The sequence below is a fragment of the Lentzea sp. NPDC036955 genome (assembly GCF_055608005.1).
Genome location: NZ_JBVJRC010000001.1, coordinates 389,023 through 401,988, shown reverse-complemented (window position 1 = coordinate 401,988; position 12,966 = coordinate 389,023). Strand labels below are relative to the sequence as shown.

At 72.1% G+C, this 12,966-nt stretch carries 12 protein-coding genes; 6 read left to right on the top strand and 6 right to left on the bottom strand.

What is annotated here, in order from left to right:
• The first annotated feature begins 1 nt into the window (after position 1).
• Genes ACZ7CF_RS01930 through ACZ7CF_RS01920 form a run of 3 tightly spaced genes read left to right on the top strand, consistent with a single transcriptional unit; the run spans position 2 to position 2,595 of the window.
• The gene (locus tag ACZ7CF_RS01930) at positions 2–706 is read left to right on the top strand and encodes a beta-ketoacyl-ACP reductase (RefSeq protein WP_360387201.1); all 705 of its coding nucleotides are present in this window, start codon (positions 2–4) and stop codon (positions 704–706) included.
• A gap of 40 nt (positions 707–746) precedes the next feature.
• Positions 747–1,514: an enoyl-ACP reductase FabI gene (fabI, locus tag ACZ7CF_RS01925; RefSeq protein ID WP_360387204.1), complete on the top strand. Its 768-nt coding sequence runs from the start codon at positions 747–749 to the stop codon at positions 1,512–1,514.
• Between the two features lie 52 nt (positions 1,515–1,566).
• Positions 1,567–2,595, top strand: coding sequence for a ferrochelatase (locus ACZ7CF_RS01920; RefSeq protein WP_470368580.1), 1,029 nt, complete (start codon positions 1,567–1,569; stop codon positions 2,593–2,595).
• Positions 2,596–2,640: 45 nt separating this feature from the next.
• On the opposite strand, the gene ACZ7CF_RS01915 is transcribed toward ACZ7CF_RS01920, so the two are convergent.
• From ACZ7CF_RS01915 to ACZ7CF_RS01900, 4 genes are read right to left on the bottom strand one after another with little or no spacing between them, the layout of a single operon-like run.
• Positions 2,641–3,003, bottom strand: coding sequence for a hypothetical protein (locus ACZ7CF_RS01915; protein WP_458433316.1), 363 nt, complete (start codon positions 3,001–3,003; stop codon positions 2,641–2,643).
• Between the two features lie 18 nt (positions 3,004–3,021).
• On the bottom strand, positions 3,022–4,041 hold the full coding sequence (locus ACZ7CF_RS01910) for a GlxA family transcriptional regulator (protein ID WP_470368579.1): 1,020 nt from the start codon (positions 4,039–4,041) through the stop codon (positions 3,022–3,024).
• A 52-nt stretch (positions 4,042–4,093) separates the two neighbouring features.
• Positions 4,094–4,891, bottom strand: a complete 798-nt coding sequence (locus tag ACZ7CF_RS01905; RefSeq protein ID WP_360387216.1) for a hypothetical protein — start codon at positions 4,889–4,891, stop codon at positions 4,094–4,096.
• A 58-nt stretch (positions 4,892–4,949) separates the two neighbouring features.
• Positions 4,950–5,441, bottom strand: coding sequence for a YcxB family protein (locus ACZ7CF_RS01900; RefSeq protein ID WP_360387219.1), 492 nt, complete (start codon positions 5,439–5,441; stop codon positions 4,950–4,952).
• A gap of 320 nt (positions 5,442–5,761) precedes the next feature.
• Here ACZ7CF_RS01900 and ACZ7CF_RS01895 point away from each other — a divergent pair, with 320 nt between their 5' ends.
• On the top strand, positions 5,762–7,153 hold the full coding sequence (locus ACZ7CF_RS01895; protein ID WP_458433313.1) for a sigma 54-interacting transcriptional regulator: 1,392 nt from the start codon (positions 5,762–5,764) through the stop codon (positions 7,151–7,153).
• Entirely contained in the window at positions 7,150–9,075 is a 1,926-nt protein-coding gene (locus ACZ7CF_RS01890; RefSeq protein WP_470368578.1) for a vWA domain-containing protein, read from the top strand. The genes ACZ7CF_RS01895 and ACZ7CF_RS01890 overlap by 4 nt, the downstream gene beginning before the upstream one ends.
• A gap of 436 nt (positions 9,076–9,511) precedes the next feature.
• Here the strand turns inward: ACZ7CF_RS01890 and ACZ7CF_RS01885 are convergent, their stop codons facing one another.
• Entirely contained in the window at positions 9,512–10,048 is a 537-nt protein-coding gene (locus tag ACZ7CF_RS01885) for a DUF4240 domain-containing protein (protein ID WP_470368577.1), read from the bottom strand.
• Positions 10,049–10,388: 340 nt separating this feature from the next.
• Between ACZ7CF_RS01885 and ACZ7CF_RS01880 the strand changes: the two genes are divergently transcribed.
• Positions 10,389–11,201, top strand: a complete 813-nt coding sequence (locus ACZ7CF_RS01880; RefSeq protein ID WP_458433310.1) for an SCO6745 family protein — start codon at positions 10,389–10,391, stop codon at positions 11,199–11,201.
• Here ACZ7CF_RS01880 and ctaD read toward each other — a convergent pair whose 3' ends face one another.
• Positions 11,202–12,965, bottom strand: a complete 1,764-nt coding sequence (gene ctaD, locus ACZ7CF_RS01875) for an aa3-type cytochrome oxidase subunit I (protein WP_470368576.1) — start codon at positions 12,963–12,965, stop codon at positions 11,202–11,204.
• Position 12,966: the final 1 nt, after the last annotated feature.

The following is a 12,966-nucleotide window of genomic DNA, read 5'->3' as shown; positions in this document are numbered from 1 at the left end:
AGTGAGTCGGTCCGTTCTGGTCACCGGGGGCAATCGCGGCATCGGCCTCGCCATCGCGCAGGCGTTCGCGGCGCAGGGCGACAAGGTCGCCGTCACGCACCGCGGCTCCGGCGCACCCGAGGGTCTGCTCGGCGTGAAGTGCGACGTGACCAACGCCGAGGAGATCGACGCGGCGTTCTCCGAGGTCGAGGCCGCCCACGGTCCGGTCGAGGTGCTCGTCTGCAACGCCGGCATCACCCAGGACACGCTGTTGCTGCGCATGAGCGAGGAGCAGTTCACCAGCGTCGTCGACGCCAACCTCACCGGCGCGTTCCGCTTCGCCCAGCGCGCCTCGCGCGGCATGCTGCGCAAGAAGTTCGGCCGCATCGTCTTCATCTCGTCGGTCGTGGGCCTCACCGGCGGCGCGGGCCAGGTCAACTACGCCGCGTCCAAGGCGGGCATGGTGGGCATGGCGCGCTCGATCGCGCTGGAGCTCGGTTCGCGCAACATCACCGCGAACGTCATCGCCCCCGGCTTCATCACCACCGACATGACCGCCGAGCTGCCCGAGGCGGTGCGCGAGGCGGCGCTCAAGCAGATCCCGGCCGGTCGCTACGGCGCCGTCGACGAGATCGCCCGCGCGGTGACGTTCCTCGCCGCGAACGAGTCCGGCTACATCAACGGTGCCGTGCTGCCGGTCGACGGCGGCCTCGGCATGGGCCACTGACGTTCTTCGTTCTCTTCTTTCTGCGAAAGGGTTGGATCAAGTGACCGGACTGCTCGAAGGCAAGCGACTGCTGATCACCGGTGTGATCACCGACGCGTCGATCGCCTTCCACGTCGCACGCGTCGCCCAGGAGCAGGGCGCCGAGGTCGTGCTGACCGGGTTCGGCCGGATGAGCCTCGTGCAGCGCATCGCCCAGCGCCTGCCCAAGCCCGCGCCCGTCGTGGAGCTGGACGTGCAGAACCAGGAGCACCTCGACACGCTGGCCGAGCGCGTCGGTGAGCACGTCGACGGCCTCGACGGCGTCGTGCACGCCATCGGGTTCGCCCCGCAGAGCTGCCTCGGCGCGCCGTTCATGGACGCGCCGTGGGAGGACGTCTCCGTCGCGATGCACGTCTCGGCGTACTCCTACAAGGCGCTGGTGCAGGCCGTGCGCCCGATGCTGTCGCACGGCTCGTCGGTCGTCGGCCTCGACTTCGACGCCCGCCAGGCGTGGCCCGCCTACAACTGGATGGGCGCGGCGAAGGCGGCGTTCGAGTCGATCAACCGCTACATGGCGCGCGACCTCGGCCCGGACGGCATCCGCGTGAACCTGATCTCCGCCGGCCCGGTCCGCACCATGGCCGCCAAGTCCATCCCGGGCTTCGGCGAGCTGGAGAAGATGTGGGGCGAGAAGGCGCCGCTGTCGTGGGACGTCGACGACCCGACGCCCGTCGCGAAGTCGGTCTGCGGCCTGCTGTCCGACTGGTTCCCGGCCACCACTGGCTCGATGGTGTTCGTCGACGGCGGCGTGCACTTCCTCGGCCTCTGACGTCACAGCTGCTCGTCGTGTGGGGGGTTCGGGCGTCTGATTGGATGGAGCGGTGAGTTTCGATGCGCTGCTCTGGCTTTCCTTCGGCGGACCGGAAGGTCCTGAGGACGTCCGTCCCTTCCTGGAGAACGTGGTGCGCGGACGTGGCGTGCCGCCGGAGCGGCTGGACGAGGTCGAGGCCCACTACCAGCACTTCGGCGGCGTGTCACCGATCAACCGCCTGAACCTCGACGCGATCGACGCCGTGCGCGCCACCGGTTTCGAGCTGCCGATCTACTTCGGCAACCGCAACTGGCACCCGATGGTCGAGGACACCGTCGCGCAGATGAAGGCCGACGGCGTCCAGCGGGCGCTGGTGTTCCCGACGAGCGCGTACGGCGGCTACTCCGCGTGCCGCCAGTACGACGAGGACATCGTGCGGGCACTGGCGGCCGTGCCGGACGGCCCCGAACTGGTGAAGCTGCGCCAGTTCTTCGACCACCCGCTCTTCATCTCCGCCTTCGCCGACGGCGTCCGCGCGGCCGCCGAGTCGCTGACCGGCCCGTACCGGCTCGTCTTCACCGCGCACTCGGTGCCGGTGTCCGCCGACAAGGCCGCCGGTCCGCCGTCCGAGGGCGGTTACCGCTACTCCCGCCAGGTCGTCGAGGCGTCCCGGCTGGTCGCGGCCGAGCTGGGCGTCACCGAGTACGACGTGGTGTGGCAGTCGCGGTCCGGCCCGCCGCAGATCCCGTGGCTGGAGCCCGACATCGTCGACCACATCGACGCGTTGCACGCCAAGGGCGTCACCGGCGTCGTGGTGTGCCCGATCGGGTTCGTGTCCGACCACCTCGAAGTGGTGTGGGACCTCGACACCGAGGCCCGTGACCGCGCCGCCGAGCTCGGCGTGGAGTTCGCCCGCGCGGCGACCCCGAACGCCGACCCTCGCTTCGCCGAGCTCGTCGTGGAGCTGGTGGCCGAGCACACCTCCGGTGCTCCCGTGCGCAAGCTGTCGTCGTTCACCTCAGCCGGCTGCACGGTGAACGGTGCCCCGTGCGCGCCGTTGTGCTGCGAGTCGGCAAAAAGGCCCGTCAAGGCCCAGTAGTGCCGGTCTCCGGCCGGCCCTCCTCGGACCGGCCGGAGACCCGGTTCAGTTGCGTGCGGTGCAGACGATCTCCGGGCGGTTGAACGCGCGCCCGCAGGCCCGCCACGGTCCGCCGTACTGCCCGACCGTGCCGGTGTTCACCGACGTGGCGCCGGACGGGATGGTCCGGTAGCCCGTCACCGTGTTGCGGGCGCTGTCCAGCCAGACCGGGTCACCCGTGGCCCCACCGGTGATCTGACCGTGCCAGCCGTTGTCGCACACCCACAGGTGGATCGTGCGGCCGTGCACCGACACGGAGCTCACCGGTTTGCGGCACGGCGCCGCCGACGCCGGGACGCTCGCCACCGTCGTTCCCAGCAGGCTGATCAGCGCCATCCCGAGCACGGCCGCCGCTTTCCTGTCGAGCATGGTGTTTCCCCCTCGATCTCACGTGGTTCCGTGCTCAGGAGTCTGGGGAGAACCACGGTCGAGCGGGCCGGGCATGTCCGCGATCCTGCGAATCCTGTCCCCGGTCATCCCGTAGTGGTCGAGGAACGCCTGCCGCAGCACCTCCGCCGACCCGAACCCGCACCGGCGCGCGACCGCGGCCAGCGACAGGTCGCTGCCCCGCACCAGGTGGGCGGCGGCCTCGGTGCGGGCGGCCCGCACGGCGCGGGCGGGGGTGGTGCCGACGTGGGTGGCGAACAGCCTGGTGAGGTGCCGTGTGCTGATCTGGGCCCGTGCCGCGAGCGCGGCCGGGCTCAGGTCCTCCCCGGGGTGCGCGGCGATGTGCCCGAGCAGGTCGCGCACCAGCCGGTCGCCCGGCGGGGGCGCGGCGAGGAACATGCTGAGCTGCGCCTGGTCGGCCGGGCGCTGGAGGTAGGTCACCAGTTCGCGGGCGACCCGGCGGGCGACGGTGGGGCCGTTGTCGTCCTCGACCAGCGCGAGCGTCAGGTCCAGCGCGCTGGTGACCCCGGCGGAGGTGTAGACGTTGCCGTCCTGGACGTAGAGCGGTGCCAGGTCCACCGTGACCTGCGGGAAGTGCTCGACCAGGATGTCGCCGTACGCCCAGTGCGTGGTCACCTTCCTGCCGTCCAGCAGCCCGGCCGCGGCCAGCACGAACGCGCCGGTGCACACCGACGCGACCCGCCGGCTGTGCCGTGCGAGGCGCCGCACCTGCGTCAGCATCCCGTCGTCGGCCATCGCGTCGCGGGTCCCGTGCCCGCCGACGACCAGCATCGTGTCGATCCGCCCGGTCACCGAGGCCAGCCGCCGTGCGCCGGTCAGCGCGATCCCCGACGAGCTGCGCACGTCCCGCCCCGTCACCGTGGCCAGCTCGATCCGGTACGGCGGCGCGGCCCCGTGGCCGTTCGCGATCTCGAACGTGCCGCTCGGGCACGCCACGTCGAGGATCTGCGCGTCGTTGTACGCGATGATCACGACTCGTCGTGCTGCGTTCACCCGCATCGCCCCCGTCGCATCCTCGCACCGGTGGCGGGGGCAGACACGGAGAACGGGGTCAGTGCCGCCCGGCGCCCGAGTCGGCCAGCACGCGCACCGCTTCGTCCACGGCAGCGCACCGCGCGCGCCGCACCGCTTCGGACACCGGCCGCAACGCCTCGGTCCGCGCGGTCATCGCCGACGCCGACACCGCGCCACCGGGTGAGTCCGAGCGGGCCACCGACACGATCGCGTCGACTTCGGCGGCCCGTTGCAGCACCCGCAACGAGCGCGGCGGCATCGCGTCCGGCCACGGCAGCGCGGAGTTCGCGGCGGACAGGTCCGCGATCTCCTCGCGCACGTTCGGCCGGTGCTTCGCGACGTCCAGCGCGGCCAGCGCCGCCGTCGCCTCGCGCAGCGCCGTGCCCAGCCCCTGCTCGGCCTCGCCGATCGGGATGTGCTCCAGGCCCGTGGAGGAGGGCAGGTCGAACACCGTCCAGCGCATCACGCCGTCCGCGACGATCTTCGGCACCAGCCCGACGTGCACGGACGGGATCACGAGCGCCTCACCGGAACGCAGCGCGCACATCGCGAGGGGCCCCTTGCCGCCCAGGCCGCGCACGTCACCGGGCACCGGCAGCACGAGCCGCGCCGAGGTCGCACCCGCGCGCCGCAGGGAGGCCAGCAGCAGGGCGGGGCCCACGGGGGCCTCGTCGGGACCGGGGAGGTCGAGCGCCGTGGCGGTGCCGTCGTCGTCGGCCACCACCTCGTGCTGCTCGGCCCACGTGTGCAGGGCGTCGAGGACGTCGTCGGCGGCGGCCAGACCGTGCAGCCATCCCGACGTCCACACGACCAGCGTGGCACTTGCACAGGACACGCGACGAGATTACGTGGCCCGGCGCCGTCCGCTGCAGCCGGTCTCGGATCGGGTTCGGCTAGTTCGCGGGTCCGATGTGCTGTTCGAGCAGGTCGCGGAACGACTGGGCGTCCTGCGTGGACGCGAACGCCCGGTGCGGCACCGACAGCGACGCCGACCCCTCGTCGAGCGTCTCCAGCACGAACCCCTGCCGCGTCTCGGTCCAGCCGGGCAGCTCCGCCCAGTCGAGCTCCTCGCGCACGGCGGTGCCCACGGCCATCCGGAACGACTGGTCGTCGGCGCTGCCCACCACGGTCCTGCTGATCATCTCGTCCGACGAGAACCGCCACCACACCGCGACCGGCTCCATGAACCCGATCACCAGCGCGCACACCAGGCCGAAGACCGCGGCCGGCACCAGCCCGTCGTAGAAGAACAGCAGGACCAGCGAGAAGCCGCCGAGCGCGACCGCGAACCACGGCGCCCACCGGAACATCGGCACCATCGTGCGCAGGCTCGCCCGCCAGTCGGCGGGGGACGGGGCCCACTTGAAATCGACACAGTTGCTCATAGCGCCCCGCATTCTCCTGCACGACGGCGCCGTGGACCCGGAGGATTCGGAAAACAGCGGAGTCGCGCGCAGGACCGTGCTGCGGGCCGTCGCGTTCGCCCAGGGCTTACCGCACCCCGGTCACGGGGCCGAGCCGGTGGTCCTGCCGAAGCCGGACGAGGGATGGGTGTTCAGCGCGGTTCCTTGTGCTCCAACGGAGCCCTGGCGCACGACCCGGCGCCGGCGCGCATCCCCCGCAACGCCGTGGAGGCGGCGGTGCGGCAGGGGGCTGGAGTCGCTCCACGTCGAAATTGTCGGTGGGGCTGCGTAGCGTCATCGGGGTGACCCAGAACCAGGCCCGCACGGCGGGCGAGCTGCGCGCCGCCGGGCACCGGCCGCGCGGCGTCAAGACCGAGATCCGCGAGAACCTGCTCGCCGCCCTGCGCGAGGGGCGCAACCCGTGGCCCGGCATCGTCGGGTTCGACCGCACGGTGCTCCCGCAGCTGGAGCGGGCGCTGCTCGCCGGGCACGACGTCGTCCTGCTCGGCGAGCGCGGCCAGGGCAAGACCCGCCTGCTGCGCACGATCGTGTCGCTGCTGGACGAGTGGACGCCCGTGATCGAGGGCTCCGAGCTGGGCGAGCACCCGCTCGACCCGATCACGCCGGAGTCGCGCCGCCGGGCCGCCGAGCTCGGTGACGACCTGCCGGTGGTGTGGCGGCACCGCGACGAGCGGTACGCGGAGAAGCTCGCCACGCCGGACACCTCGGTCGGTGACCTGGTCGGCGACGTCGACCCGGTGAAGGTGGCCGAGGGCCGGTCGCTCGGCGACCCGGAGACGATCCACTACGGCCTGCTGCCGCGCGCCCACCGCGGCATCATCGCCATCAACGAGCTGCCCGACCTGGCCGAACGCATCCAGGTCGCGCTGCTGAACGTCATGGAGGAGCGCGACATCCAGGTCCGCGGCTACACGCTGCGGCTGCCGCTGGACGTGCTGCTCGTGGCCACCGCGAACCCGGAGGACTACACCAACCGCGGCCGCATCATCACGCCGCTGAAGGACCGCTTCGGCGCCGAGGTGCGCACGCACTACCCGCTGGAGGTCGACGCCGAGGTCGACATGGTCCGCCAGGAGGCTGAGCTGGTCGCCGAGGTGGGCGACCACCTGCTGGAGATCATCGCCCGGTTCGTGCGGCACCTGCGCGAGTCGTCGTCGATCGACCAGCGCTCCGGCGTGTCGGCGCGGTTCGCCATCGCGGCGGCGGAGACCGTGGCGGCCTCCGCGCTGCGCCGGTCCGCGCTGATCGGCGAGACCCCGGCCATCGCCCGGCCGATCGACCTGGAGTCGGTGCCGGACGTGCTGCGCGGCAAGCTGGAGTTCGAGGCGGGGGAGGAGGGCCGGGAGGACGAGGTCCTGGTCCACCTGCTGCGCCGCTCGATCGCCGACACCGCGCGGGCCCGGCTGGCCGGGCTGAACCTGCGGACGCTGGCCGAGGCCGTGTCCGACGGGCACCCGGTGGCCACCGGCGACCGCGTGCATGCCGGCGACCTGCTGGCGGCGCTGCCCGAGCTGCCGGTGCTGCACGAGGTGGCCGCCCGGCTGGGCGCCGGCCCGAAGGACCCGCCCGGCCGCATCGCCTCGGCCGTGGAGCTGGCGCTCGAGTCGCTCTACCTGACGCGGCACCTGTCCAAGGACACGTCCTCCGACGACGACCGTTCGGTGTACGGATGAGGTACCGCTACGGACGCTGGGGCGGCGGCGCGGACCCGCTGGCGCCGCCCGTGGACCTGCGCGCGGCCGTGGACGAGCTCGGCCGCGAGATCATGGAGGGCGCCTCGCCCAACGCCGCCCTGCGCGAGCTGCTGCGGCGCGGCGTCGACGGCACCCGCGGCCTGGACGACATGACGTCGCGGCTGTGGCAGCGGCGGTCGTCGATCCAGCGCCGGCACCGGCTGGACGGCACGCTGCAGGAGGTCCGGCGGCTGCTGGACGAGGCGCTGGAGGCGGAGCGGCGGGCGTTGTTCCCCGACCCGTCCGACGACGCCCGGTTCCGCGAGGCCCAGCTCGACGCGCTGCCGCAGGGCACCGCCGCGGCCGTGCAGGAGCTGTCGAACTACGACTGGCGCTCCCAGGAGGCGCGCGAGGCGTTCGAGCAGATCCGCGACCTGCTCGGCCGCGAGCTGCTGGACCAGCGCTTCCGCGGCATGAAGGAGGCGCTGTCCAACGTCGACTCCGAGGACGTGCGCCGCATCCAGCGCATGTTGCGCGACCTGAACGAGCTGCTGACCGCGCACGCCGCGAGCTCACCGGACACGCCACGGCTGTTCGACGAGTTCATGCGCAAGCACGGCGACTTCTTCCCGGAGAACCCGCGCACCGTCGACGAGCTGGTCGACGCGCTGGCCGCCCGGTCCGCCGCCGCGCAGCGCATGATGAACTCGATGACCGACGAGCAGCGCGCCGAGCTGTCCGCGTTGTCCCAGCAGGCCTTCGGCGGCATCGGCTCGCAACTGTCCACCCTGGACTCGCTGCTGCAACGCCTGCGCCCCGGTGAGGACTGGACGTCCTCCGCCCGGTTCCGCGGCCAGGACCCGCTCGGCCTCGGCGAGGGCGCGCAGGCGATGGCGGACCTGGCCGAGCTGGACGCGCTGGCCGAGCAGCTGGCCCAGTCCTACCCCGGCGCCCGCCTGGAGGACATCGACCTGGAGGCGCTGGAACGCCAGCTGGGCCCCGAGGCCTCCGTCGACGCCCGCCGGCTCGCCGAGCTGGAGAAGGCCCTGCGTCAGCAGAACATCCTCGAACGCGCCCCGGACGGCTCCCTGCGGCTCACCCCGAAGGCGCTGCGCCGCCTCGGCGAGACCGCCCTGCGCGGCGTCGTCGACCAGCTGCGCTCCTCCCAGGGCTCCCGCGAGACGGTGTCCGCCGGCGCCGCGGGCGAGCTGATCGGCTCGACCCGCCCGTGGCAGTTCGGCGACACCGAACCGTGGGACGTGCCGCGCACGCTGCGCAACTCCGTGCTGCGCTCCGGCTCCATGAAGCTGGACGTGGTGGACCTGGAGGTCGCTGAGACCGAGCACCGCTCCCGTGCCGCGGTCGCGTTGTGCGTGGACACGTCCTGGTCGATGGTGCAGGACGGCCGCTGGGTGCCGATGAAGCGCACGGCACTGGCCCTGCACCACCTGATCCAGACCCGCTTCCGCACGGACGCCCTGCAGCTCGTCACGTTCGGCCGCTACGCGGAGGCCGTCGACATCGGCCAGCTCACGGCGCTGGAAGGCGTGTGGGAACAGGGCACCAACCTGCACCACGCCCTGCTGCTCGCGGGCCGCCACGTCCGCCGCCACCCCGACGCCCAGCCGGTGGTCCTGGTGGTGACCGACGGCGAACCCACCGCCCACCTCGAACCCGAGGGCGACGCGGAGTTCAACTACCCGCCCCTGCCCCGCACCCTCACGAAGACCCTGAACGAGGTCGACTCCCTGGCCCGCCTGGGCGCCACGATCTCGGTCTTCAAACTGGGCGACGACCCCCGCTTGGCCGCCTTCGTGGACATCGTGGCCCGCCGCGGCGGCGGCCGCGTGGTGTCCGCCGACGAGGACGGCCTGGGCGCCGCGGTGGTCAGCGACTACCTGACCTCCCGCCGCCGCCGCTGAACGGTCCGCCGTCGATGCTGCACGTGATCGCGTGCGGCATCGGCGGCAGGACGCAGTCCACCTGAGCCTCGGCGGCACTGCTGTGTCCGCCGAGACCGACGCCGTGCGCGGCACGCTGCGGCGGGCTGCTCGAAGCCGTGGTACGCGGCGGGCCGCTGAGTCGCCGAGCCGCCGAGCCGGGGTGGTGCCGTGGTGGGCCGGGTTGGTGCCGTGGCGGGCCGTCGAAGCCGAACCGGTCGCGCTTCGCGGACTGCCCAGCCGGGGTGCTGAGGCCAGCCGACCGGGTTCGAGCCTGTCCGTCCCGGCCAGTCGGCCGCCATGCCCGCGCGGGCCGAGCCCGCGCGCCGAGCCTGCGCGCGCCGAGGTCGTGCACCTCGTGGTGTCCGCGCGGGCGCCTGATCGTCGGCGCTGCACCCCGCAGCGAGCTCAGCAGTCGTCAGTAGCCGTAGAGGGCCGCCAGGCGGGGTAGGCGGTGGGCGATCTCGGCCTCGTCGTCGAAGTCGAACGACCAGGCGGGGTCGAGCTCCGGGTAGCGGATCGTGAACGCGTCCTGCGGCAGGCGCATGCCGGTGGCGGTGAGGTGGGCGTCCCAGGCGATGCTCAGGGCGCCCTCGCACTCGAACTCGTCGCCCGACCCGGCGGCCGTGACCACGGCGGGCAGGTCGGCCAAGGTCTCCGGGGAGGTGGCGGCGGCGTGGTAGACGTCCTCGCCCTGGGTGAGCAGCCAGCCGCGGAAGTAGTCGAAGCCGTCGTCGGAACAGCCGCCGTTGATCACGTAGGCCGCGGCCCACAGGGGGTTCCGGTACGACAAGGCCATCACGTCCCACAGCGCCTGCTGCGCCGACACGATCTCGGCGGGCGGGAGTGCGGCCAGGCGGGTCTTGGCGGCGGCGACCACGGCGCAGCAGTCGGACGGGTCGGGCACGTCGGCGCGGGCGTCGGCGATCAGCTGCCAGAAGGTCTTGAGGTCCACGTCGCTGAGCTTGGCAGAGGGGTCTGACAATTTCGGACGGCCGCAGGGCAGCTGCCGGGTTGCCGGTGCGCTGCCGACTGGGCACCGCTAGGCGGCCGCTGGCCAGCCGACCGGCCCAGCCGAGCGGGCCAGCCGAGCGGGCCAGCCGAGCGGGCCAGCCGAGCGGGCCAGCCGAGCGGGCCAGCGGAGCGGCCCCGCCTCGACCGGCCCCGCCTCGACCGGCCCCGCCTCGACCGGCCCCGCCCCGACCGGCCCAGCCCCCACTGGGCCACGTCCACCCCCGCCCGGTGAGCGCGAACTCACCCGCCGGAATTCCACGTCGTGCGGCTAGGTTGAGAGGATGATCAGGAACCTCTGGCGCTCGCTCGAAGCCGTGCACGCGATGATCTACTTCGCCCCCCAGGCGGCCCGGCGGTACACCGAGGCCGGGCTCGACCGGCCCGGCGGGTACTTCGCGTCGCGGGCCGCGGCGCTCGGGCCCGTGCCGGCCGAGGTCGTGATCGCCACCTTCTACAACTTCAACCCCGAGCTCGTGCGGGCCTGCGTCCCGGCGGTGTGGGAGAAGGTCACGCCGGCGCGGATGATCGAGCTGCGCACGGAGGCCGTGGAGGAGGCGTTGCGGCCGGTGCTGCCGGAGGACCTCACGGAGATCACCGCGCTGGCCCGGCGGGCTGCCGAGCGGTCGGCGGAGATGCCGTTCGGGCGCACGTTGTTCGCGGCGCACGCGAGCCTGCCGTGGCCGGAGGACACGTTGTTGCAGCTGTGGCACGCGCAGACGTTGTTGCGCGAGTTCCGCGGTGACGGACACCTCGCGGCGCTGCTGCAGGAGGGGCTCACGGGTCTGGAGGCGCTGGTGCTGCACGCGGCGTCGGGGGAGGTGTCGGGGGAGGCGTTGCGCAAGACCCGCGGCTGGTCGCAGGAGCAGTGGGCGCAGACCGCGGAGGTCCTGCGGGAGCGCGGGCTCGTCACGGCCGAGCAGGCGCTCACCGACGCGGGGCGTGAGCTGCGCCAGCGCGTCGAGGACAACACCGACCGCATGAACGCGCCCGCCTACGACGTGCTCGGTGACGCGGAACGGCAGCGGTACGTCGAGCTCGGCGCACCGCTGGGCAAGGCCGTCCTGGAGGCCGGTCTGCTGCCCGGCCGGCGCTGATCAGCCGGTCTCGTCCTCGCGGTGGGTGGAGGCGAGCGTCTTCTCGGTCACCTCGTCCTGGCCCACCCGGTGCTTTCCCGGGTGGGTCAGCGAGAAGTGCGCCTCCTCCCGCATCCGCTCGACCATGTGCGGGTAGTGCAGCTCGAACGCGGGCCGCTCCGAACGGATGCGCGGCAGCTCCGTGAAGTTGTGCCGCGGCGGCGGTGAGGTCGTGGCCCACTCCAGCGAGTTGCCGTAGCCCCACGGGTCGTCCTGCGGGGCCGGGTCGCCGTAGCGGTAGGAGCGGAAGACGTTCCACACGAACGGCAGCACGGACGCGCCGAGCACGAACGAGCTGATGGTCGAGAACGTGTTGAGGAACGTGAAACCGTCGGACGGCAGGTAGTCGGCGTACCGGCGCGGCATGCCCTCGTTGCCCAGCCAGTGCTGCACCAGGAACGTGCCGTGGAAGCCGAGGAACGTCGTCCAGAAGTGCAGCTTGCCCAGCGACTCGTTGAGCATCCGCCCGGTCATCTTCGGGAACCAGAAGTAGATGCCCGCGTAGGTGGCGAACACGATGGTGCCGAACAGCACGTAGTGGAAGTGCGCCACCACGAAGTACGTGTCGGACACGTGGAAGTCGATCGGCGGTGAGGCCAGCAGCACGCCGGTCAGCCCGCCGAACAGGAACGTGATGAGGAACCCGATGCCGAACAGCATCGGCGACTCGAACGTCAGCTGCCCCTTCCACATCGTGCCCGCCCAGTTGAAGAACTTGATGCCGGTCGGCACCGCGATGAGGAACGTCATCAGCGCGAAGAACGGCAGCAGCACCGCACCGGTGGCGTACATGTGGTGCGCCCACACGGCCACGGACAGCATCGCGATGGCCAGCGTCGCGAACACCAGGCCCTTGTAGCCGAACAGCGGTTTGCGGCTGAACACCGGGAAGATCTCGGTCACGATCCCGAAGAACGGCAGCGCGACGATGTAGACCTCGGGGTGGCCGAAGAACCAGAACAGGTGCTGCCACAGGATGACGCCGCCGTTGGCCGGGTCGAACACGTGCGCGCCGAGGTGGCGGTCGGCGGCCAGGCCCATCAGCGCCGCGGTGAGGATCGGGAACGCCAGCAGGATCAGCACGGACGTCACCAGGATGTTCCAGGTGAAGATCGGCATCCGGAACATCGTCATGCCCGGCGCCCGCAGGCACACCACGGTCGTGGTCATGTTGACCGCGCCGAGGATCGTGCCCAGGCCGGACACCGCCAGACCCATGATCCACATGTCCGCGCCGACGCCCGGCGAGTGCACGGCCGAGGACAGCGGCGTGTAGGCGAACCAGCCGAAGTCCGCCGCGCCACCGGGCGTGACGAACCCGAGCACCACGATGATGCCGCCGAACAGGTACAGCCAGTACGAGAAGGCGTTCAGGCGCGGGAACGCGACGTCCGGCGAGCCGATCTGCAGCGGCAGGATGAAGTTCGCGAACCCGAACAGGATCGGCGTCGCGTACAGCAGCAGCATGATCGTGCCGTGCATGGTGAACAGCTGGTTGTACTGCTCGTTCGACAGGAACTGCAGTCCCGGCCGGCCCAGCTCGGCGCGCATCAGCAGCGCCATCAGGCCGCCGATCAGGAAGAACACGAACGACGTGGTCAGGTACATGATCCCGATCTGCTTGGGATCGGTGGTCCGGAAGAGCGACAGGAAGTAGGACCCCTTCGGCCGGGCGCGCGCGGCACCCGGATGGGGCACTACCGGTGTTGGCTTGATCGTGGTCATC

What these genes read in the sequence shown, in the direction of transcription:
- ACZ7CF_RS01880 (WP_458433310.1), top strand. Translation starts at nt 10,389, where the DNA reads ATGATCAGGAACCTCTGGCGCTCGCTCGAAGCCGTGCACGCGATGATC.
- ACZ7CF_RS01915 (WP_458433316.1), bottom strand. Translation starts at nt 3,003, where the DNA reads ATGCTCGACAGGAAAGCGGCGGCCGTGCTCGGGATGGCGCTGATCAGC.
- ACZ7CF_RS01890 (WP_470368578.1), top strand. Translation starts at nt 7,150, where the DNA reads ATGAGGTACCGCTACGGACGCTGGGGCGGCGGCGCGGACCCGCTGGCG.
- ACZ7CF_RS01910 (WP_470368579.1), bottom strand. Translation starts at nt 4,041, where the DNA reads ATGCGGGTGAACGCAGCACGACGAGTCGTGATCATCGCGTACAACGAC.
- ctaD (WP_470368576.1), bottom strand. Translation starts at nt 12,965, where the DNA reads ATGACCACGATCAAGCCAACACCGGTAGTGCCCCATCCGGGTGCCGCG.
- ACZ7CF_RS01900 (WP_360387219.1), bottom strand. Translation starts at nt 5,441, where the DNA reads ATGAGCAACTGTGTCGATTTCAAGTGGGCCCCGTCCCCCGCCGACTGG.